The following is a 23,448-nucleotide window of genomic DNA, read 5'->3' as shown; positions in this document are numbered from 1 at the left end:
TTTCTTTTTAAAATTCAGCATTTTGAGGAAAACGTGGGTAAGGTATCACGTCTCTTATATTTGTCATTCCCGATGCAAAAAGAACCAAACGCTCAAAACCAAGACCAAAACCACTATGTACACAAGTACCGAATCTGCGTGTATCTAAATACCACCACAACTCTTCTTCCGAAATATCTAAAGCAGCCATTTTCTCTTGCAACACATCAAGACGTTCTTCTCGTTGCGAACCTCCTACGATCTCACCAATACCCGGGAAAAGTATATCCATTGCGCGTACGGTTTTGCCATCTTCATTTAAACGCATATAAAACGCTTTTATATTTGCAGGATAATCAAACAAAATCACCGGACACTTAAAATGCTTTTCTACCAGAAAACGCTCGTGCTCACTTTGCAAATCTGCTCCCCATTCTTCTATAGGGTACTTAAACTGCTTCTTTTTGTTAGGCTTAGAATTCTTTAAAATATCTATTGCCTCTGTATAACTAACGCGCTTAAAATTATTTTCTGTAACAAACTTTAGCTTATCTCTAAGCGTCATTGGTGCACGGTCTGCTTCGGGCTTCGCTTTATCTTCTTGTATAAGCCTACCCTCTAAAAACTCAAGATCATCCTGGCAATTTTCTAATACATATTCAATAACGTATTTAATAAAATCTTCAGCCAGATCCATATTCATATCTAGATCATTAAAAGCTACTTCAGGTTCAATCATCCAGAATTCTGCAAGGTGACGACTTGTGTTTGAGTTTTCTGCTCTAAATGTTGGCCCAAAAGTATAAATCTGCCCCAGACCTAAAGCATATGTCTCTCCTTCTAATTGCCCAGAAACGGTCAAATTTGTTTCTTTTCCGAAGAAATCTTTTTTGTAATCTATATTACCATCTTTATCTTTTGCAGGGTTCTTTAAATCCTGGGCGGTCACTTTAAACATCTCACCTGCACCTTCTGCATCACTTCCCGTAATAATTGGGGTATTTACATAGTAGAAACCTTCTTTCTGAAAGTATTCGTGAACTGCAAAACTTAATTTTGAGCGCAAACGCATCACTGCGCCAAAAGTATTTGTACGCACACGTAAGTGGGCCTGCTCTCTTAGTTTTTCTAAGGTGTGGCGCTTAGGTTGTAAAATAGTTAGTTTTACTTCTTCAGGGTCTGCATCACCCAAAATTTTTACTTCTTTTACATCTACTTCTACAGTCTGGCCACCACCCTGGCTTTCAATTAAATTACCAGTAACCATTATCGCAGCACCTACTGTTATACGCTTTAATAACGCAGGATCAGTATTTTCAAAATCAACAACACATTGTAAATTATTTATGGTAGAACCATCATTTAATGCAATAAAACGATTGGCTCTAAAGCTACGCACCCAACCTCTTACAATAATCTCGTGCCCTTTAGGCTCTTCTTTTAAAATATGTACAATGGTTTTTTTCATAATCTAATCTATAGGATAAGCCATTAAGGGCTTAGTATTCATTTTTTATAAGTAGCAAATATATATTTTACAGCTATTCTCCGCAAAGCGGAAACGCACATATAAAACTTATTGTTTATCTAAATTTTCTAATTCCTCCTCGTCATCAGCTTCATCCAGAATCTGAATAGCTGGCTTCTTAAAATCTTCCTTGTTCGCAATATTTCGCTCAAGCGAAAGCAATAAAGAAGGCAACAATAATAAGTTTGAAAGCATTGCAAAAATAAGTGTGACAGAAACCAGACCACCTAAAGCTACGGTACCTCCAAAACTACTTATCATAAATACTGAAAACCCAAAGAATAATACAATTGAAGTATAAAACATACTCACACCTGCTTCTCTAACAGATGCATAAACCGAACGTTTAATACGCCAGCCACTGCTTTTTAATTCCTGACGGTATTTTGCAAGAAAGTGAATAGTATCATCTACCGAAATACCAAAAGCAATACTAAACACCAGTATCGTTGATGGTTTTATAGGTACTCCCAAATATCCCATAAGACCCGCAGTAATTAACAGCGGTAACAAATTAGGAATTAGGGAAACTAGAATCATTTTGACAGACCGAAACATAAACGCCATGAAAATGGCAATTAATAAAATTGCAAGCGATAAGCTAATGATTAAATTATTTATTAAATAAGTTGTTCCTTTTTGAAACACCAGCGCTTTACCCGTAAGCGTGACATTAAATTTATCTTCAGGAAATAAAATATTTATTTTATTGTAAAGGTTGTCTTCTACTATTTCCATTCGGTCTGTGCCTATATCTTGCATAAATGTTGTCATACGCGCATATTGACCTGTAGAATCTATATAACTGTCAAGCAAGCCAGCATCTGTAGAAAAACGCTGTGCATAGGGTAAAATAAAATTACGCTCGTTTGAAGTAGGCAACTGGTAATATTGCGGATCGCCATTGTAAAATGCTTGTTTACCATATTTAACAAGATTTACGATTGATAGTGGCTTAGACAATTCTGGTGTTTCAGAAATTGTAGTTGCCAACTCATCCATTCTCTTCAAAGTAGGCAACTTCATTACTCCTTTAGGACGCTTGGTATCAATTAAAACTTCTAGCGGCATTATGCCATCAAACTCAGATTCAAAAAATTTAATGTCTCTGTAAAAACCGGTATTTTTCGGCATATCTTCAATAAGACTTCCTGAAACTTTAATATTATAAATACCTATCATACTTAAAATAAGCAGTAAAATTGTGGTGATGTAGATTGTTATTCTACGGTCCCGCACCATCTTCTCAACCCAGTTCACAAAACCTTCAATCCAAGATTTACCTAAATGCTTTAAATGACGCTCCTTAGGAGGTGTCATGTAGCTATAAATAATAGGAATGATCAATAGGCTCAATAAAAATATAGCGATGATATTAATTGAGGCCACAATACCAAACTCTTTTAGTAGAGCGCTTTGAGTTAAAATAAAAGTAGCAAAACCAGATGCTGTGGTAATGTTTGTCATTAAGGTCGCATTTCCCACTTTAGTAATAACACGTTGTAATGCTTTTATTTTATTACCGTGATTTTTATATTCCTGTTGATATTTATTTATTAAAAATATACAGTTCGGAATCCCTATTACGATTATTAAAGGCGGAATTAATGCGGTAAGAACAGTTATCTCATACCCTAGTAATCCCAAAAGACCAAATGCCCACATCACGCCAATTACAACAGTAATCATAGAGATAAAAGTTGCCCTATACGACCTAAAAAAGAAAAAGAAAATTAAGGACGTAACCACTAATGCACCACCTACAAACCAACCTATCTCCCCTATTATAGTCTTACTGTTAAGGGTTCTTATATAAGGCATTCCGCTTGTATGAACCGTAATACCTGTTTCTGCCTCAAAATTTTCAATAAGTGGAATTAAGTCATCTACTACAAAGTCTTTTCGGGCTGCTGTATTAACAATATCTTTTTTAAGATATACTGCAGAACGTACGGTCCCGGTTTTCTTATTGTAAACAAGACCCTCATAGAATGGAAGATCCTTAAATAATTTTCTCTTTAAAGTTTGTGCCTCAGCATCTGTTTTAACCTCTCCTTCTATAAATGGCTTTAAATCAAATCGCTTTGGGTCATCCTCTTTTTGTAACAGCTTTAAATCTTTTAAAGAGACCGATAGCGCCACGGCATCTAAATTATTTATGCTATCTGAAAGTGCGTTCCATTTGTTGAGAATTTCTGGCGTAAAAAGCGCATCATCTTTAATACCAAATACAACCAGATTTCCTTCTTCTCCAAACAGATTTAAAAATGTGTTGTATTCAAGATTTACTTCGTGATCGTCTGGTAGTAGATTCGCTTCGGTATAGGTAAAGCGCATGTATTTCCATTGCGTTCCTAAAAAAACCGTGAAGCCGGCAATAAGAAAAAGAATAAAGAGTCTGTTACGTAGAATAAGGCGAGCTACGCCATTCCAAAACCCGTAACCCAATAGCTTGGTCATCGTCTTAGTTTAAGAGCGGCAAAGGTACTTATTTGATACTGAATTCCCTTTAGGAAAACCTGATTTTACAGCTGTAGGTTAAAGGTGAATTTAAATGCAATATTATCTGCAAAATCTGGTAAGCTATACGCACCGTATCTGTAAGTTAGACTGGTACCAAAACCAAATAGAATTTTATTAATCTCAAAACCACTCTCTGTAAATCCTTTGTTTAATTTGCTAAAAGTTACATCCTGATGACGCTCAATATTAGAGATATCTCCTATTGCATAACGAGTTATAAAAACCATTTCTGGCTGAAATTTTTCACCGAAATTAAAAGGGCGTAAATGATGCTTGATCTGAAGTGATGCAATACGGTCTGAGAAAAATTCGCCAAAATACATCGTTTCAAAACTATTTACACCTGCAACAGAAAAGCGTTGCATAACCGTCTCTTTAGTAGGCGCATTAGGGTACGCGTGAAATAAATGTGTAAGCGGCACTTCACCAAAAGCCATTTTACCTTCAATTAAAAATTCGGTAGTAGATTTATTTAAGCGTTCTACCTGATAGAAAAATTTAGCTCCTACCCGTGTAAAATCAAAATCTCCATTTAATAAACCGGAAACACCTTTAGACACCTGCGCAGTTATTTTAGGATAACCATCGTAAATCTCAACAGTTCCTTTTTCTGAGCGCATAAATTTACTTGAAGGACTCCAGCGCAAACCAAAGGTAGCTTCAGTAATATCATATTCACTATAAGTTTTATCGTCCAGAACAAAAGTATAATCTTGAGTTTGCAACACATTTGTTTTAGCAAACTGAAACTCTGATAATATTTTTGGTGTGATCTGATATTCTTGATTAAGACGAAAGGTTTTAAAATCAAAGAATTGGGTAATATTTACTAAGCGTGGTTCAAAGAGTGAATAAACCCTACGGTCTGTTAAATAATTAAAGCTACCTGTCTCCTGCAAATCGTCACTATAACTCAAACTTAGCCAGGCTCCGTGAGATTCATTCAACAGAATACCACCTCCAAAACCATATTTAAAAACTTTATCTTTAAAACCATAGGCTGTATAGCCTTCAAGTCTGAAATTTTCAGAAAATCGTGTATTAGTTACACCACCTAAACCCAATCGTAAGCCTTCATAATTATTAAACTTTAAAGGATAAGTAAGATCAAAATCAAAGAAATCTACTGTATAGTACCCAATCCCAAAGTTATTGATCATTGCAAGGCGTTTCTCGATATTCTCGGTCTTTACAATCTCATCTAAATAATTAAAACTATTTAAGTCTCTCTGCGATAGCGCTTGCGTTCGGTATCTACTCCAGAAGGATTCAGGCTTCTCCTCTGCATCTTCCATAACCTCAATAGCCAGGTTTGAATGTTTAAGAGCAGCACCTTGCGTAAGATTAAAATTGGCATTGTAAGAAGTAGAAAGTAGATACCTCCCTTGAATAGCTTCCTTAACAGGATTTTTTTCAATCGTACCTACCGAAACTTTTCCTCTAAAAAGAGCTAGCCTTTTTGAACTTTCTCCTTTTTCAACATAGAGTTTACTTGATTTAGGTAAATAAACATCGTAGTCAGAAACATATTGATACTCCTGCTCAATGCGTGCGACAAGCTCATCTTTAATACTAATATGCACTTTCTGAAGCGCCATAGTTGATGTATCTAAATAAAGAATACCTTCTAATCCGGGAATCGTTTCTGGTCGCTTAGGCTGAAAAGAAATAGCATAACCAGGGTTCTCCAGAATCGTTGTATCTCTTATAAACTGATAATCATAATTTTTGAGTCCGCGTTTTGAGAGCGGCCCTGCATAACGATAATTAAAAATTAGAAAATCTTCATCATAAAAAGACCTCGATTGTAACGTGATGCCCAGTACTTCATAACGCGGCTCTTTGAAACCCGCCATATTAATCCCCAGCACTTCTTCCTTAAAACCATCAGCCTCATCATAATTGTTAAGGGCAACTTTCTCTGAAAAAAATGAATGTGAATTTGTCTGGCGTTCTAAAGAATCTGTAATAATTGTTTTCTCATAAGTCGTATAGCTAAAATGCTTTAAAACTTGCTGAGGATTGTTTGCCGCGCTTCGGTTAATTGCCGACTGCATCAACGAATCAATATCTATATTTTTTGTTTGTGAAAAGCCATAAAAGAGACCAATACAGAAAAAAACAAAAAAGAATATTATAGGTTTAACCATTTTAGAAAAGAGACTTAGACACTAAAAATACTATAAAAAAAGCGACCCTTAGGTCGCTCTTAGCATGAGTTTAACTAGCTGATTAAAACGCCCGTTAACTATAAATACCATTACTTTATTATACGGTAAGGATTTCTTTTTCTTTAACAACGAGAATTTCGTCTATTTTTTTAATGTAACTATCAGTAAGATCCTGTACATCTACTTCTGCATTACGACATAAATCTTCAGCAAGACCATCTTTTTCTAGCTTTTTGATCTCGTTGTTTGCATTTTTACGATCATTACGCACACCTACTTTAGCATCTTCTGCTTCTGCCTTTGCCTGTTTAACCAGGTCTTTACGACGCTCTTCTGTAAGTGGCGGTACATTTATAATTACACTTTCCCCATTATTCATAGGATTAAACCCCAGGTTAGCATTCATAATTGCCTTTTCAATCTCGTGAATCATTGCCTTTTCCCAGGGTTGAATAGAAATTGTTCTACCATCTGGCGTATTCACATTGGCCACCTGAGAGAGTGGTGTTTGACTTCCATAATAATCAACCATTACACTTCCTAGCATTGCAGGACTTGCTTTACCGGCACGTATGTTTGCAAATTCTTTTTTAAGGTGCGTAATAGCGCTTTGCATTGCTTCTTCTGTACCGTCTAAAATAAATTGAATGTCTTCGTTCATAGCTTTATTAATTCTCCGATTTTCTAGAATCGATCAAAAATACTAAATTATAAATTTACTGTTGTACCTATAGCTTCACCATTAACAACCTTTAAGAGATTGCCTTGCTTATTCATATCAAATACAATAATAGGCAATTCGTTCTCTTGACTCAATGTGAAAGCAGTAGTGTCCATCACCTTCAAGCCTTTTTGAAGTACATCTTCAAAACTTATAAAGTCAAATTTTACGGCTTTATCATCTTTTTCAGGATCGCTAGTATAAATTCCGTCTACACGAGTACCTTTTAAAATTACATCTGCGTGAATTTCTATAGCTCTTAAAACAGCTGCAGAATCAGTCGTAAAATACGGGTTACCCGTACCTCCGCCAAAAATAACGACACGCCCCTTTTCTAAATGACGGATAGCTCTCCTACGGATAAACGGCTCTGCTACTTCGTTAATTTGAATCGCACTCTGCAAACGCGTCTGTATGCCTGCTTCTTCTAGTGCGCTTTGCAATGCAAGACCATTAATAACAGTTGCAAGCATACCCATATGATCTCCCTGAACGCGATCCATACCACGGCTTGCTCCAGCAAGACCTCTAAAAATGTTACCGCCACCTATTACAATAGCTACTTCTACACCTTTATCGAGAACTTTTTTAATCTCATCTGCATACTCTGCCAATCTATCTGGATCAATGCCATACTGGCGATTTCCCATTAATGCTTCACCTGATAACTTTAAAAGAATACGTTTATACTGCATGGTTGTAGAAAATTTTGGGCAAATATACGGTTAATGAGTACGTGAAAAAAAATGAATTTAAAACATAAAAAAAGGCTGCCAATTGGCAGCCTTTTTAAAAATTATGATATTTTAAAAGATTAAGCTAAGCTTACACGTTTAAAACCTACAACTTCAGCATCACCTTTACTAGCTACATATTTAGCTACGTTAATGCTTTCGTCCATAATAAATACTTGATCAAGTAGAGCTTTCTCATTATCCATAGTCGTGTTATCGGCTATGTAACGGTCAATTTTACCTGGCAGAATACGATCCCAGATTTGCTCTGGTTTTCCTTCTGCTTTTAATTCTTCTTTGATATCTGCTTCTGCCTTGGCCATAACTTCTGGAGTTAACTGAGACATTGAGATATATTGAGGAACGTTTTTAAGTGTTTTACCTAAACGACCTAATTCTTCATTTTCTTTTTCAATAGCAGCAATACGCGCTTCAGTTTCTGATGTTACGAAATCTGCATCAAAATCTTTGTAAGATAATGTAGTCGCTCCCATAGAAGCTACCTGCATAGAAACACTTTTAGCAACTTCTTCTGCGCTATCTGTAGCTTGAGAAAGACCAGTTAGTGCACCAATCTTGTTTCCGTGTACATAAGCACCTACAAATGGAGCCTCTAACACTTCAAAACCACCTATTTCTAATTTCTCACCAATAACACCCGTTTGCTCAATTAATTTTTCAGCAACAGTCATACCTTGAAAATCAGCAGCTAAAAATTCATCTTTGCTGTTATAATTTAAGGCAACATCACCTAATTCATTAGCCATCTCAACATACGTATCGTTTTTGGCAACGAAATCTGTCTCACAATTCAATGAGAAAACAACACCTCTGTTGTTTGCGTCATTAATTTTTGCTACAACAACTCCTTCACTTGAGTCACGATCTGCACGTTTTTCAGCAATTTTTTGTCCTTTTTTACGAAGAACAGTAATCGCTTTGTCAAAATCACCTTCTGCCTCTACTAATGCATTTTTACAATCCATCATACCGGCACCGGTAGCTTTTCTCAATTTATTTACGTCTGCGGCTGTAATTTTTGCCATTTTATTTAGAATTTATGAGTTAAAACAAAAAGTCGTTTAGTTTAGTGCAAAATTGCAATATACTAAACGACTTCAGCTATTATCAAATTGTTAAATACTATTCTTCTTCGTCGCTAGCTGCAGCTTTAGCTTTAGCCTTTTCTGGCTTAGCATCTGCTTTTTTAGCTTTAGGCTTGTCTTCTTTATCTTTCTCTTTACCAGCTTTACGCTCAGAAAGACCTTCAACAATTGCATCAGCAACGTTAGCTATGATTTTCTCGATAGATTTAGAAGCATCATCATTAGATGGGATAGCGAAATCAACCTGACGTGGATCAGAGTTAGTATCAACCATCGCAAAGATTGGAATGTTTAATTTTTGAGCTTCTTTAATCGCAATGTGTTCACGCTTAATGTCAACTACAAATAAAGCACCTGGTAGACGTGTCATATCTTCGATAGAACCTAAGTTCTTCTCTAATTTGTCACGCATACGGTTCATTTGTAATTGCTCTTTTTTAGACAAGCTATCAAAACGACCGTCTTGTTTCATACGATCTACAGTTTGCATTTTCTTAACCGCCTTACGTATAGTTACGAAGTTAGTTAACATACCACCTGGCCATCTTTCTGTAATGAAAGGCATTTTAGCGCGACCTGCGTGATCAGCAACAATTTCTTTTGCTTGTTTTTTGGTAGCTACAAAAAGTATTTTTCTACCTGAAGCTGCGATTTTAGCTAAAGCTTCTGAAGCTTCGCTAAGTTTAGCAGCAGTTTTGTATAGATTAATGATGTGAATACCATTACGCTCCATATAGATATATGGTGCCATGTTAGGATCCCATCTTCTGGTAAGGTGACCAAAGTGTACACCTGCATCCAGTAAATCCTTTACATTTTCTGTTTTTGCCATTTTTAAATTTAGTTTACGTTCCCGTTTTAGTAGCAATAAGTAAGTGGTTCCTGCCTATGACACGTCGCCTTACCTATTTAGATGCTAAACCAATTTTTCCGCTTTCGCGAAAACAAGGACTATTTAATTAAAAATTAATTTCTTTTTGATTTCAATTGAAAAAATATTCAAAATCGAATACCTGCATTGAAATACAATAGTTGTTAACGTTTTGAGAATTGGAATTTCTTACGCGCTTTCTTCTGACCGAATTTCTTACGCTCTACCATTCTTGGATCTCTTGTCAACAAACCTTCAGGCTTAAGGATAAGTCTGTTCTCTGCATCTAATTCGCACATAGCTCTAGAAAGAGCAAGACGTACAGCTTCAGCTTGACCAGTAATACCACCTCCGTAAACATTTACTTTTACGTCAAAGTTATTTTCATTTTCAGTCATTACTAATGGCTGATTAACTTTGTACTGTAAAGTACCTGTAGTGAAGTAGGTCTTTAAATCACGCTTATTAATGGTGATGTTACCAGAACCTGGAGCTAAATAAACACGAGCAACAGCCGTTTTTCTACGACCAATTTTGTGAATTACTTCCATTTACTTAAGTTCGTTAATGTTGATTACTTTAGGCTTCTGTGCTTCCTGCCCGTGATCTGCACCGGCATAAACCTTTAAATTGCGATAAATCGCGCTACCTAATTTGTTTTTAGGTAACATACCTTTAACTGCATTTTCGACAAGACGCGCAGGGTCTTTACCGTACAATTCTTTAGCAGTTAAGCTTCTTTGACCACCAGGATAGCCCGTATGACGGATGTAAGATTTAGAATCCCACTTCTTTCCTGTTAAGTTGATTTGAGAGGCATTGATAACAATTACATTGTCTCCGCAATCAACGTGTGGTGTGTAGTTAGGCTTGTACTTTCCGCGCAAAAATTTTGCAACGATAGTAGACATGCGACCCAACGTTTGCCCTTCAGCATCAATAACAACCCACTCTTTGTTAACGGTGTTCTTGTTGGCAGATACTGTTTTGTAACTTAATGTGTCCACACTGTTTTATTTAATTATTAAACATTCCATTTCCTGCTATCTCGCTCACACGGGAAAACAGGGGTGCAAATGTACAATTATAAATGAACATGACAAATTCAGTCTGGCTATAATTTTACCGCTTTTAATAACTGGTTATCAATAGTGTAATAGAATTTCAAATAAGAAACTGCAAAATTTTTAATACAAAAGCTAAAATCAAATGTCTTTTAACTTCTAAACGTTAAAATACTTAATGCTATTAATTTAAGAGAACTTAGACTTAAATAATAAGTTATTACACTTTCTAGAAGCATCTCAGAAAATTATCTTTTTAAAGTTGTAAGTATCTATACGTTTTATACTCGAACTAATCAATCGTTATTTTATTACATCCTTCACAACCACAACATCTCGCTTGTTTATAGGTGGGTTATTATTTCTTAAAATTGGGAAAAACGTTTTCTGTAAATTTCACAGTTGAATCTGGTATAATATGCTTTGTTAAAATATTGCGCAAATATTAGTTATTTTATTAATAAAATAACTATATACGCCTATTTTAACTTTATTATAGTTAAAATTTTAAGCAAAAAATAATAATCATTTCGATTTAGATATTTTTCAAAAAGCAATTAACATTTAATATAAATTTCACCTTTATAACCAAAACTTAAATTAAATGGTGAAAAGACTATTATTTAGTTTGCTATTATGCCTAATAGCTATGAGCGCTTATGCTCAAGAAAAAACCGTAACCGGAACCGTAATAGGTCCTGACGGTATTCCTTTACCGGGAGTTAATGTAATTATTAAAGGAGCCACAAATCGAGGAACACAAACAGATTTTGATGGTATGTTCTCCCTTACTGCAAAATCTGAAGAAACACTAGTTTTCTCATTTGTAGGATTTGTTAATCAAGAGAAAAAGATAGGTTCTCTATCTAAGATTGATGTCGTTCTGGCTGAAAATACAGAATCTCTTGATGAGGTGATTGTAGTTGCATACGGTACTACTACACGTGGCGAAGTAACTGGTTCTGTAAGTACTGTTTCTGGTGATGCTATTGAAAACAGACCACTTACAAATGTTATTTCTGCATTAGAAGGAACAGCCTCTGGAGTTCAAATCGCTTCAGGTAGTGGCCAACCAGGATCCGCTCCTAGTATACGTATTCGTGGTTTTGGTTCTGTGAACTCAAGTCAAGAGCCTCTATATGTTGTAGATGGAGTAATATACTCAGGAAGTTTTGCTAGCTTAAACTCTAATGATATAGAAAGCTTCACAGTTCTTAAAGATGCTGCTTCAACAGCCATTTACGGTTCACAGGGGGCAAACGGGGTTGTAGTTATAACTACTAAAAAAGGAAAAAAAGGAAAGGATCAAATTAGTCTTGAAGTGAGCCAAGGTATGGCATCACGCTCAATTCCTGAGTATGACCGCGTAGGCCCTTCCCAATATTACGAGTTGATGTGGGAAGCTTACAGAAACAGTTTAACATTTAGAAATTCTAATCCTTTATCTACTAATGATGCTAATATAAAAGCTTCTGAAGATATTTCCAGTTTGTTAGGGTATAACCCTTACAATGTAAGCAACGATCAAATCGTTTTAAATAATGGCTTAATAAACCCTAATGCCTCACTAAAGTATCCAGGCGATTTAAATTGGCAAGAAGCCTTAGAAAGAACAGGAATTATTCAAAATATCAATTTCTCGTATCAAGGAGGTACCGAAAAAACAGATTATTTTGCATCACTAAGTTACTTAGATCAATCTGCTAACGTGATAAATTCAGATTTTGAGCGTATTACCGGTAGAATAAATTTAAACTCAAAAATTAAAGATTGGTTTAAAACAGGTTTTAATATTACTGGCGCAACTTCTACATCAAATCAAGCCGTAGATGGTGCTGCAAATAGCGCTTCATTTGTAAATCCTTTTAGATTCTCAAGATTTATAGCTCCTATCTATCCCGTGTTTTTGCATGATGCTACAACCGGAGACTTTATTTTAGATGATGCCGGAAATAGAATTTACGACACAGGAGACTATACTGAAGTAAGACCAGCAGGAGCTTCTCCCGGAAGACATGCCATACAAGAGAACTTATTAAACATTGATAAAGATGACCGTTTTGCAATAAATGCTAGAACCTATGCCGAATTCTACTTTCTTAAAGATTTTACATTCACGTTCAACGCAGGTATAGATAAGAATTTTTATGAGAATGAAAATTATGATAATAAAATTGTGGGCGATGGAGCACCAGATGGTCGTGCGGGAAGAACAACTCAAACAACAACCGTTATTACTTATAACCAACTTTTAAATTGGAATAAATCTATAGGAAACCACAATCTTACAGCCTTACTAGGTCACGAAAGTCTTGATTACAGTCTAAATTTTTTAACAGGTTTCAGACAAAATCAAGTGGTAGACGGTAATACTGAATTAATAAACTTTGCCACTACTGTAGATTTAGAATCTTACAGTAGAGAATACGGAAAAGAAGGATATTTCTCAAGATTAAATTACAACTACGACAATCGTTACTTTGCTGCTGGGTCATACAGAAGAGATGGTTCTTCTCGTTTTGCAAATGACGTACGTTGGGGTAATTTCTACTCATACAGTGGGGCCTGGAGAATAGATCAAGAAAACTTTCTTAAAGATCAAAGTTGGCTAAACTTTTTAAAACTTAGAGCTTCTTACGGTCAGGTAGGAAACGACTCTAACCTGTCAAATGCTTCTTTAAGTTTTTATGCTAGTCAATCATTATTAGGTTTAGGTAATAATAACGCAGGGGAGCCTGGCATATTAATTAGTGCACCTGGTAATGAATTTTTAGAATGGGAAACTCAAAAACAAACTGACCTCGGTCTTGATTTTGGCTTCGTAAATAATCGCATTAGTGGATCTTTTGCATATTATAAAAAGATTACAGACGGACTTATATTTGATGTACCCCTTCCTGTATCTTCTGGCTTAGATAACTATCCTGCAAACATTGGTAATATGTTCAACAGAGGTTTAGAACTAGATTTGAATCTTGGCTTAGTAAGAAGTGAAAACTTTAGCTGGAATTTAAATATTAACGCTTCTACAATTCACAATGAGTTTACTGAACTTCCACAGGAAGAGATTATAAACGGAACTAAGAGATATGTAGTGGGCGGTTCTATATTCGATTATTGGCTACGTGAATATTCTGGAGTAGACCCTGCAGATGGTTCAGCCCTATACGTTTTTGATCCAGAATTAGGTACTCCTGAAGATGCAGACGTAAGAACTGTTAATGGCAACTTAGTAACAACTAATCAAAATAAAGCGTTATACAATTCTACTGCAACAGCACTACCTGATTTATTTGGAAGCTTTACAAGTACTTGGAATTATAAAGGCATAGAACTTAGAACTTTATTTACTTATAGTATCGGTGGTGAAACCTATGATTCTAACCTTGCAGGTCTTTTACATTCTGGAAACTATGGTGCTGCTTTAAGCACTCGTATACTTGACAGATGGCAACAACCAGGTGATATAACAGATATTCCAAGATTAGATACAGATCAGCGTGCCGCCTTTGAAGCAGCTTCAGATAGATATTTAGTGAGCTCTACCTTTTTAGGTCTGCGTCAAATTTCATTATCATATAATTTACCTGCACAGCTTATTGATCGTATTGGTTTAACTAATGCTAAAATATATTTAAACGGAGAGAATATTCATTTTTGGACTTCTGTAGATGGTCTTGATGTAGGTCAAAACTTTAATGGAACCACTCAAAATCGCTTTTCTCCTTCAAGAACTATAAGTTTAGGATTCAACTTATCTCTATAATATACTACTATGAAAAAATTATATAAATATACACTTGCACTTTTTGCCCTACTAAGTATTAGTAGTTGTAGTGAAGACTTCTTGGATAGATTTCCTACCGAAGATGTGCCTGCAGAGGCTGCCACCACTACAACAGACAATTTATTTCTCGTTGTTAACGGCATACACCGCTCTTTGTATCAGCGGTACAATTCGCAAGGAGAAGGAGGCATAGGCTCCATGATGATACAGACAGATGTATTAGGAGAAGATGCCGTAATGACTTCTGCTGGTAACGGCTGGTTTAACAACACCTATAAATGGGTAGATCATACAAATGCTTCTGATGCAGATGACTTATTTCCATATCGCGTGCTTTATCGCATAATACGAAATGCCAACGTAATTATAAACGGAGCTGAAAATGCTACTGGCCCAACAGCAGATAGAAATGCAGCACTTGGTCAAGCTTTAGTATATAGAGCATATTGCCATTTTCAATTAGTTCAACTCTACGGTAAAAGATACCAAGCAGGAGCTCCTAACAGTCAACCTGGAGTACCTATACGCCTAACTACAAACAACGATCCTTTAGCTAGAGCAACTGTAGAAGAGGTTTATACTCAGGTTAATTTAGATTTAGATCAAGCAACAACTCTTCTTGACGGTTATGAGCGGCCTAACAAATCTCATTTTGATAAGAATGTTGCTGTAGGATTAAAAGCACGAGTAGCCCTTGTACAACAAAATTATACACTTGCAGCTTCTTTAGCTAATCAAGCAAGACAAGGTTATACTCTTATGACAAATGACGAGTATTTTAACACCTTTAACACTTACACAAACAGAGAGTGGATGTGGGGAAGCTTTGTACAAGAAGATCAAACAATATTCTTTGCAAATTTTGGAGCTTATGTATCTAGAAACTTCAGTTCTACAAACATTAGAACAAACCCTAAAGCAATTAATTCAAAACTTTATAATCTAATTTCTGAAACAGACGTACGCGCAAAACTTTTTGATCCAACAGGAGCTCATAACAACCTTCCTGCAGGAGTTACTCTTGCCTCAAATTTTGCAAGAAAACCATACACAAGTCAGAAGTTTATTGCTGCAGGTACAGGCGATAGTAGAATGGATGTACCTTATATGAGAGCTGCAGAAATGTATTTAATTGAAGCTGAAGCATTGTCGTACTCAAATGAGAACGCAGCAAAACAAGTACTTCTATCATTAGCTTCTAATCGTGATCCAAGTTACACACTTTCAGCAAATACAGGGGCAGCTCTCAAAAATGAAATTTATACTCAACGCCGAATAGAGCTATGGGGTGAAGGTTTTAGATTTTATGATCTAAAAAGATTGAACCAAGCTTTAGACAGGACGGGTGCAAATCATGATCCTGCTTTAGTAGGTCAATTATTTGAAGTTCCTGCTGGGGATAATAGATGGCAATGGCAAATACCACTAGATGAGATTAACTCAAATCCACTGGTAGAGCAAAACCCTTCTTAGCTTATCAAAGCCCGTTTAAGAAATCTTAAACGGGCTTTTTTAATTCAACTTCATTTAGACTGCCGTTAGTAACTATAAACAGCTTTCACAAAATTATCAAGACAACTAATTTAGTTAAGTTTCAAATCTTAAATTCTAAACTCTCAAAAATCCGGCAGTTATTTATTTCGGTTTTATAAATATTCAGCCCTAATTAAGCCCAAAATTCAATAAAAATTAAAATATTTGCTTTGTTTATTGATAATCTCCTATTTACAGGCTCAATTTTAATTTTATGCGCAGTTTAATATATCTGGTGTTTCTTTTCTTATTATTAGTTCCAGATATTAATTATGGTCAGAATCAAGAAACTAAGAAAATTAACAATCGTTCGTATACGACAATAAAGATTGAAAATGAAAATGCACCTAATATCGACGGGATATTAGACGATTCTGCCTGGGAACTTGTGCCATTTACTACAGATTATACGCAACTACAACCTGATATTGGGGCAGCTCCTACAGAGCAAACCAAAATGAAAATCATCTATGATGACGGGTACATTTATGTTGCATTTAGATGTCTTGATCAAGATCCTGATGGTATTGAAAAGCGCCTTTCAAGACGAGATGGTTTTGCAGGAGATTGGGTAGAAGTAAGCTTTGACAGTTATAATGACGATCGCACAGCATTCTCTTTCACACTTACCGCTGCAGGTGTTAAAGCAGATGAATTTATATCGAATAATGGCCGCTTTGACGATACCTGGAACCCTATCTGGTATACTAAGACAAACATTGATGAATTAGGCTGGACAGCAGAATTAAAAATCCCCTTAAGTCAATTGCGCTTTAATAGTGATAAAGATCAAGTTTGGGGATTACAATCAAAGCGCTTTTATTTTAGAAACAGAGAACGTTCACTCTGGCAGGGAATTGTTCCTAATGCACCCGGATATGTTAGTGAATTTGGTGAATTAAGAGGACTCAAAAACCTGACTCCACAAAAACAATTAGAAATACAACCTTACGTTGTAACTCAACTAGACACCTATGAATCTCAAGCAGGGAACCCATATAGGGATGGGAGCGACTCTAAAATCAACGCAGGCCTCGATGCTAAAATAGGAATCACCAATGATCTTACTCTTGATCTCACATTAAATCCAGATTTTGGTCAAGTAGAAGCAGACCCTGCAGCAATTGCCTTAGATGGCTTTCAAATATTTTTTAGAGAACAGCGCCCCTTCTTTGTCGCTAACAGTAATATTTTTGACTACGACCTTGACGATCAATCTTCAGACAACTTATTTTATTCACGTCGTATTGGCCGCAGCCCGCAGCGTGCCGTACGTGATCCTGAAGTAGTTTATACAGACACTCCTCAAAATTCAACTATTCTGGGTGCAGCAAAATTTAGTGGAAAAACGAAAAACGGTTGGACACTTGGCCTTTTAGAAAGTTTGACTGCAAAAGAATATGCACAAACGTTCAGGAATGATTCTACACAACGCGATGTACTGGTAGAGCCGCTAACAAACTACATTATTGGGCGCGCTCAAAAAGACTTTAATAATCGCAACTCGTATATAGGCGTAATAGCTACAGCGACCAATCGCAAATTAGAACCCGGTCTTTATAACCTGCATAGCGATGCCTTTTCTGGAGGTATTGACTTCAAACATAACTGGAATGATCGCAAATATTATTTACAAGGCAATACGATTATAAGCAATGTACAGGGCAGCAATGAAGCTATTACAGGCACGCAGCGCTCCTTAACACATCTATTTAATAGGCAGGACGCAACACACCTCACTGTAGATACTACAAAAACAGCACTTACAGGAACCGGAGGAAATTTAGAAATAGGCAAAGCTTCCGGCGGAAACTTCACAGGTAGTTTAGGAGCTTCCTGGAAATCCCCAGAATTAGAGCTCAATGACGTGGGGTTTCTTAGACAAGCAGATCTCATTACACAATTTAGCACGCTTAAATACACACTATTAAATCCTACTAAAAAATTTAGAACTATAAATATTGAATTTGAACAACAAAGTCTTTTTGATTTTGAAGGAAATTACAACCGTATAGAATATAGTCTCGAGTCCTTTTTTAGATTTAATAATACCTGGGAGACTAATTTTGGTTTAATACACAAGCCTCGAATCATTAGTACAACAGAATTGAGAGGAGGACCACGTTTTCGATTTAACGAAGAAAATATTCAATTTTTATTCATCAACTCAGACTCCAGAAAAAAATTTACCTATGGTGCAGGGTATGTGATCTCACAAGCATCACAAAATAACTTTTCAGTTTTTAGAGTTGAAGCCGGCTTTGAGTATCAGCCTTTAGATGCGCTAAGTGTATCTTTTTATCCTGAATATGAGATTAGCCCTAACAAAACGCAGTATGTAAGCACTACAAACTATAACGGTCAAAACAGATATATCTTAGGGAATATAGATCAGAAGACCTTGAGCGCCACCCTACGCCTTAATTACAGCTTAAATCCTAATTTAAGCATACAATATTATGCCCAACCCTTTGCCTCTAAAGGAACCTATATAGACTTTAATCGTGTTGATAATTCAACTGCAAAAGACCTTAATGAGCGCATACGTCTATTTACACCAAATCAAATTTCTAAAATCGATACAGAATACACAGTTGATGAAAATTTAGATGGCATTATCGACTACCGTTTTAGAGATCCTGATTTTTCTGTGGTTCAATTAAGAACAAATCTTGTAGTACGCTGGGAATACATACCGGGTTCGGAATTGTTTTTTGTCTGGTCACAGGGAGCAGACGGCAATAATGACCCCTCAAATACGGTCTTTAATGCATTAGACCAGCAAATTGTAAACAAGCAATTAAACAATACCTTTCTAATTAAAGCTACCTATCGCTTTTTATTATAAAGTGATTAAACCAAGCCTCTAACGAAGAACCTTCTTAAATGATTTCAGAGGTATTTTTAGCTTTCTATTTTCTTTATTAAGCTTTTCAATAAATACCTTCTTCTTTTCAAATCGAAGAAATTTAAATCATTTGTTAGCAATTCATTTATAGGTTAAAAACAAACCGTATCACCTGTAGTTGGCTGAAAATTAGATAAACTCTTTAAAAATACTGGTACTAAATAACTTTTTTACCTATTTTTAAAACCCCAACTCATTGAAATGAAAAATTCCCTAATTTTACTAATACTCCTCACATTTTCTCACGCATTAATCGCTCAGGTAGGCATAGGAACTGTAGATCCTGAAGCCAGATTAGATATAGTTTCTACAAACTCAGGAATACTCATTCCGCGTGTTGCTTTAACTAGCATTACAGACGAGATCACAGTGTTTAATCCAGCAGGAGGCACAATTGCAGAGAGTACACTCGTTTATAATGACAGTACCGGCGGTCTGACACCAGCAGGCTATTATTATTGGCAGAACAGTCAATGGAATCAAATAGCATCAACTAGCCAAAAGCGGGTTCACTTCGGAAAAATACTTGTAAGTGCCTCTGGAGTAATAAATGTTGCGGGGGTAGGGTTTTCTCCAAAATCTGTTGAATTTGTAGCAATTAATAGAATACAAGGATATAACGGCACATATAGGGCAGACGGTAATAATACTAATGATATACGCATGGCTGGTGGGATGACCGTAGGTTATGCCCAAAATAATGGCACCAGTATAGATCAACAAGTAATATCAAATGGTTTTAGCGGGTCTAGTATTAATAACATTGGCACATTTGCATCATCGTCACATTGTATTGCAGCCTTTTTTGTGAATAATAATGGAGAACCCATACACGATAATGGTAGCCCAACCGGTGGGACAGATACGCAAGACGGTTTAGTAAGAGCATCTCTACAGTCATTTAACAGCGATGGTTTTACTCTAAATTTTGATCGTTTTTTAGTTGGTGATTCTACCAATAATCGCACAAACCAAATTGCAATCATTTACAAAGCTTACAGATAAATTATTCTACAATCACTAAAAACACAAAGGGCTTCCAAGATGGAAGCCCTTTTTTATATTAATGCGCTTCAAGCCAATTCTCACCAACTCCAAGCTCCACATAAAGCGGAACATCCATCTTAAAGGCATTTTCCATTTCAGACTTAATCATTGTTTTTACCTGTTCTAATTCTGTTTTATACACATCAAAAACAAGTTCATCATGTACCTGAAGCAGCATTTTTGTCTTTAGTTTTTCAGCTTTCAACTTTTTATGAATATTAATCATCGCAATTTTGATGATATCTGCAGCACTACCTTGTATAGGTGCGTTTACCGCGTTGCGCTCTGCTGCACCACGCACAACAGCATTACTACTATTGATGTCTTTTAAATAACGACGACGTCCTAAAACCGTAGAGACATAACCGTTATCACGCGCAAAATCTACTTGCTCACTCATATAATTACGCAGCTTTGGGTAGGTTTTATAATAAGTATCTATAAGATCTTTACTCTCTGCCCTACTCAAATCTGTCTGATTGCTTAACCCAAATGCCGAAACTCCATAAATAATACCAAAATTTACGGTTTTTGCGTTGCTACGTTGCTCTCTGGTAACCTCTTCCAACGCTACATTAAAAACTTTTGCAGCCGTTGAAGCGTGAATGTCTTCACCATTTTTAAACGCCTGCATCATGGTTTCTTCCTGACTTAAAGCCGCTATGATTCGTAATTCTATCTGCGAATAATCTGCCGCCAGCAAAACATAGTCTTCGCTACGCGGAACAAAAGCCTTACGTACCTGACGACCACGTTCTGTACGAATAGGAATGTTTTGTAAGTTAGGGTTATTAGAGCTCAAACGCCCCGTTGCCGCTACAGTTTGCATATAATCTGTATGTACACGGCCGGTGTTCTCATCTACTTGCGTAGGCAATGCATCTACATACGTACTTTTTAATTTTGCCAGTCCTCGATAGTCTAATACATTCTGAATAATCTCGTGGTCTGGCGCTAAGTAAGAAAGTACATCTTCAGCTGTAGAATACTGCCCAGTACGCGTTTTCTTAGGCTTATCTACCAGTTTAAGTTTATCAAAAAGAATCTCTCCTAATTGCTTCGGCGAACCAATATTAAATTCCTCGCCGGCGTCTTTGTATATTTTTTCTTCTAATGAAAGAATGTCTGAATTAAGCTCTTCTGCAAGGCTGTTAAGAAATTCTTTATCAAGATTAATACCTTCAAGCTCCATATCTGCAAGAACCTGCACTAACGGAATTTCAATCTCGTCAAACAATTTTTGCGTATTTGCTGCTCCCATTTCAGTCTCAAAATGCTCTTTAAGCTGAAGCGTAACATCTGCATCTTCAACAGCGTATTCGGTTTGTTGTTCAACCGGAACATCTGCCATCGACTTTTGATTTTTACCTTTTTTACCTATCAACTCCTCAATAGAAACCGGTGAATAATTAAGGTACGTTTCTGCAAGAACATCCATATTGTGGCGCATATCGGGATTGATGAGATAATGCGCGATCATCGTATCAAAAAGTTTTCCTTTTACTTCAACTCCATATTTTGCTAAAACTTTGATATCGTACTTTAAGTTTTGACCAATTTTCTGAATGGTTTCTGCTTCAAAAAATGGTTTTAACTCTTCTATTAATTGCTGAGCTTCTTCTTGTTCTCGAGGAAATGGGATGTAAAACCCCTTGCTTTTTTCCCAGCTAAATGCAATACCCACCAGATCTGCTTTTAACGGATCTAAGGATGTCGTTTCAGTATCAAAACATACCGACTCGTGCTTCATAAGATTTTTCAGGAATAGTTTCGTAGCCATTCCGGGAGCAACGCTCTGGTAAAAATGCTCTGTATCTTTAATTGTTTTACGTGTATTACGCTCTTCAATCTCATTACCTTCAGAAGGACCCCCAAATAAATTGTATTGCCCCGCCCCTGCATTTGCTGCCTGCTCTGAAGAATTTACAAGCCTTTTGGCTGTTTCCGTACTACTTACTGCAGCACCCGTATCACTATCGGCTTCGCCTGAAAATATCTTAATAAACTGGTCTTTAAGTCTCCTAAATTCTAACTCATCAAAAATCTCCTGAACTTTATCTGCATCGGGTTGTGAAAGTTCGTATGATTCTGCGTGAAACTGCACATCACAATCGGTCATAATCGTAGCAAGCTTTCGGGATAGGCGACCTAATTCTGCACTTTCAATAACCTTCTCCTTCATCTTCCCCTTTAGCTTATCAGTATTTGCGAGAAGTCCCTCAAGACCACCATATTCTTTAATGAATTTTTTAGCAGTTTTATCACCTACGCCAGGTAAACCAGGTATATTGTCTGATGCATCTCCCATCATTCCCAGATAATCAATTACCTGTTCTGGTCGCTCAACTTCAAAGCGTTTTTGCACTTCTGGTATTCCCCATATCTCAATCCCATTTCCCATACGGGCAGGCTTGTACATAAAGATATTTTCAGATACCAATTGTGCATAATCCTTATCTGGAGTTACCATAAAAACCTGATAGCCCTCTTTTTCTGCCTGTTTAGCCAGCGTACCTATTAAGTCATCTGCTTCTACACCTTCAATTTGAACAAAAGGCACGTGCATGGCTTTTAAAATCTCCTGTATAATAGGCACTGCAATACGTATTGCTTCTGGTGTTTCATCACGATTAGCCTTATATTCTTCATACATTTCTACACGCTCAGAGCTTCCTCCTTTATCAAAAGCAACTGCTAAATGATCTGGCTTTTCTCGTTTAATAACATCAAAAAGTGAATTTACAAAACCCATTACCGCAGAGGTATCCTGCCCTTTTGAGTTTACTCTGGGATTTTTTATAAGTGCGTAATAACCACGAAAAATTAGTGCGTAAGCATCTAAAAGAAATAAGCGTTTTTGAGTTGACATATTGGGAATCTGTTTTGATCTGGAATTGAAATATCAAAAATAGGAATTAGTCTTTTGATATGCGTTTTTATACCTAATCCATTTTTAAATTTGCAAAATATAATAAACACTTCATCAATTGAAGTGTACCTACTACAGAGCTACTTTAGGATTACAATAGGAATTTTTAACTTAAAACAGAATACTGAATTCGTCTCAAATAAGTTCTGTTGAAGAATAGATTATTCGATTTATATAATAGTCTTCAATCCCGACCTCAGCTTAGGTTTAGGACTACATTCAAACTTAAAATTGACTATGAGCATTCCGAAGGATTATAAAGAATTTGAAATCACGCTAACTCGTGACAATCCTCCTCCAGACTGGCCGGAAACCTTACAATCTTTGTGGTATAAAGCCAATGATAATTGGGAAGCTTCGCACACAATAGCTCAAGATATTAAGCATTCTATGGGAAGTCTTATTCATGCACACTTGCACCGTGATGAAGGTGATAATTACAATGCAAAATACTGGTATACTAAGGCTGGGAGAGCTTTCCCAAATATATCCCTAAAAGAAGAATTGAGATTGCTAATCGCTGAAATTATAAGCAGCAGCTAAGTTG

Annotated in this window: 15 protein-coding genes; 5 read left to right on the top strand and 10 right to left on the bottom strand. The window is 36.3% G+C overall.

Annotation, left to right across the window (positions count from 1 at the left end; all coding sequences use genetic code 11):
• Positions 1–7 precede the first annotated feature (7 nt).
• The 9 genes from asnS to rplM all read right to left on the bottom strand — a co-directional run bounded on the left by asnS (position 8) and on the right by rplM (position 10,640).
• Positions 8–1,447, bottom strand: a complete 1,440-nt coding sequence (gene asnS, locus ACIGAM_RS06325) for an asparagine--tRNA ligase (protein ID WP_396510624.1) — start codon at positions 1,445–1,447, stop codon at positions 8–10.
• A gap of 108 nt (positions 1,448–1,555) precedes the next feature.
• Positions 1,556–3,967, bottom strand: coding sequence for an RND family transporter (locus ACIGAM_RS06320; protein WP_396510623.1), 2,412 nt, complete (start codon positions 3,965–3,967; stop codon positions 1,556–1,558).
• 65 nt (positions 3,968–4,032) lie between these two features.
• On the bottom strand, positions 4,033–6,180 hold the full coding sequence (locus tag ACIGAM_RS06315) for a DUF5686 family protein (protein ID WP_396510622.1): 2,148 nt from the start codon (positions 6,178–6,180) through the stop codon (positions 4,033–4,035).
• Between the two features lie 118 nt (positions 6,181–6,298).
• On the bottom strand, positions 6,299–6,862 hold the full coding sequence (frr, locus tag ACIGAM_RS06310) for a ribosome recycling factor (RefSeq protein WP_396510621.1): 564 nt from the start codon (positions 6,860–6,862) through the stop codon (positions 6,299–6,301).
• A 47-nt stretch (positions 6,863–6,909) separates the two neighbouring features.
• On the bottom strand, positions 6,910–7,617 hold the full coding sequence (gene pyrH / locus ACIGAM_RS06305) for a UMP kinase (RefSeq protein ID WP_396510620.1): 708 nt from the start codon (positions 7,615–7,617) through the stop codon (positions 6,910–6,912).
• A 119-nt stretch (positions 7,618–7,736) separates the two neighbouring features.
• A complete protein-coding gene (gene tsf / locus ACIGAM_RS06300) occupies positions 7,737–8,702 on the bottom strand; it encodes a translation elongation factor Ts (protein ID WP_396510619.1) in 966 nt (321 codons plus the stop codon).
• Positions 8,703–8,799: 97 nt separating this feature from the next.
• Complete coding sequence (rpsB, locus tag ACIGAM_RS06295) at positions 8,800–9,594, bottom strand: 30S ribosomal protein S2 (protein ID WP_028377403.1); 795 nt, start codon at positions 9,592–9,594, stop codon at positions 8,800–8,802.
• Between the two features lie 203 nt (positions 9,595–9,797).
• Positions 9,798–10,184 (bottom strand): 30S ribosomal protein S9, encoded by a 387-nt coding sequence (gene rpsI / locus ACIGAM_RS06290; RefSeq protein WP_128756341.1) that lies wholly within the window; start codon positions 10,182–10,184, stop codon positions 9,798–9,800.
• The gene (rplM, locus tag ACIGAM_RS06285; RefSeq protein WP_028377401.1) at positions 10,185–10,640 is read right to left on the bottom strand and encodes a 50S ribosomal protein L13; all 456 of its coding nucleotides are present in this window, start codon (positions 10,638–10,640) and stop codon (positions 10,185–10,187) included.
• A gap of 661 nt (positions 10,641–11,301) precedes the next feature.
• Here rplM and ACIGAM_RS06280 point away from each other — a divergent pair.
• From ACIGAM_RS06280 to ACIGAM_RS06265, 4 genes are all read left to right on the top strand, one after another.
• Complete coding sequence (locus ACIGAM_RS06280; RefSeq protein ID WP_396510618.1) at positions 11,302–14,463, top strand: SusC/RagA family TonB-linked outer membrane protein; 3,162 nt, start codon at positions 11,302–11,304, stop codon at positions 14,461–14,463.
• 9 nt (positions 14,464–14,472) lie between these two features.
• Positions 14,473–15,957: a RagB/SusD family nutrient uptake outer membrane protein gene (locus ACIGAM_RS06275; protein ID WP_396510617.1), complete on the top strand. Its 1,485-nt coding sequence runs from the start codon at positions 14,473–14,475 to the stop codon at positions 15,955–15,957.
• Between the two features lie 274 nt (positions 15,958–16,231).
• Entirely contained in the window at positions 16,232–18,865 is a 2,634-nt protein-coding gene (locus ACIGAM_RS06270) for a DUF5916 domain-containing protein (protein ID WP_396510616.1), read from the top strand.
• A gap of 261 nt (positions 18,866–19,126) precedes the next feature.
• Positions 19,127–19,930 (top strand): hypothetical protein, encoded by an 804-nt coding sequence (locus tag ACIGAM_RS06265; protein ID WP_396510615.1) that lies wholly within the window; start codon positions 19,127–19,129, stop codon positions 19,928–19,930.
• Between the two features lie 58 nt (positions 19,931–19,988).
• Here the strand turns inward: ACIGAM_RS06265 and polA are convergent, their stop codons facing one another.
• Positions 19,989–22,841, bottom strand: coding sequence for a DNA polymerase I (polA, locus tag ACIGAM_RS06260; protein ID WP_396510614.1), 2,853 nt, complete (start codon positions 22,839–22,841; stop codon positions 19,989–19,991).
• A gap of 297 nt (positions 22,842–23,138) precedes the next feature.
• Between polA and ACIGAM_RS06255 the strand changes: the two genes are divergently transcribed.
• Positions 23,139–23,444, top strand: a complete 306-nt coding sequence (locus ACIGAM_RS06255) for a hypothetical protein (protein ID WP_396510613.1) — start codon at positions 23,139–23,141, stop codon at positions 23,442–23,444.
• The last annotated feature ends 4 nt before the right edge of the window (positions 23,445–23,448 follow it).

The sequence above is a fragment of the Leeuwenhoekiella sp. NPDC079379 genome, assembly GCF_044542075.1.
Classification (GTDB): Bacteria; Bacteroidota; Bacteroidia; order Flavobacteriales; family Flavobacteriaceae; genus Leeuwenhoekiella.
The sequence above is the reverse complement of the archived record's forward strand: the minus strand, read 5'-3'. Positions and strand labels throughout refer to the sequence as shown.

Coding starts and splice junctions, on each gene's coding strand:
- asnS (WP_396510624.1), bottom strand. CDS start 1,447: ATGAAAAAAACCATTGTACATATTTTAAAAGAAGAGCCTAAAGGGCAC.
- ACIGAM_RS06320 (WP_396510623.1), bottom strand. CDS start 3,967: ATGACCAAGCTATTGGGTTACGGGTTTTGGAATGGCGTAGCTCGCCTT.
- ACIGAM_RS06315 (WP_396510622.1), bottom strand. CDS start 6,180: ATGGTTAAACCTATAATATTCTTTTTTGTTTTTTTCTGTATTGGTCTC.
- frr (WP_396510621.1), bottom strand. CDS start 6,862: ATGAACGAAGACATTCAATTTATTTTAGACGGTACAGAAGAAGCAATG.
- pyrH (WP_396510620.1), bottom strand. CDS start 7,617: ATGCAGTATAAACGTATTCTTTTAAAGTTATCAGGTGAAGCATTAATG.
- tsf (WP_396510619.1), bottom strand. CDS start 8,702: ATGGCAAAAATTACAGCCGCAGACGTAAATAAATTGAGAAAAGCTACC.
- rpsB (WP_028377403.1), bottom strand. CDS start 9,594: ATGGCAAAAACAGAAAATGTAAAGGATTTACTGGATGCAGGTGTACAC.
- rpsI (WP_128756341.1), bottom strand. CDS start 10,184: ATGGAAGTAATTCACAAAATTGGTCGTAGAAAAACGGCTGTTGCTCGT.
- ACIGAM_RS06280 (WP_396510618.1), top strand. CDS start 11,302: ATGGTGAAAAGACTATTATTTAGTTTGCTATTATGCCTAATAGCTATG.
- ACIGAM_RS06275 (WP_396510617.1), top strand. CDS start 14,473: ATGAAAAAATTATATAAATATACACTTGCACTTTTTGCCCTACTAAGT.
- ACIGAM_RS06270 (WP_396510616.1), top strand. CDS start 16,232: ATGCGCAGTTTAATATATCTGGTGTTTCTTTTCTTATTATTAGTTCCA.
- ACIGAM_RS06265 (WP_396510615.1), top strand. CDS start 19,127: ATGAAAAATTCCCTAATTTTACTAATACTCCTCACATTTTCTCACGCA.
- polA (WP_396510614.1), bottom strand. CDS start 22,841: ATGTCAACTCAAAAACGCTTATTTCTTTTAGATGCTTACGCACTAATT.
- ACIGAM_RS06255 (WP_396510613.1), top strand. CDS start 23,139: ATGAGCATTCCGAAGGATTATAAAGAATTTGAAATCACGCTAACTCGT.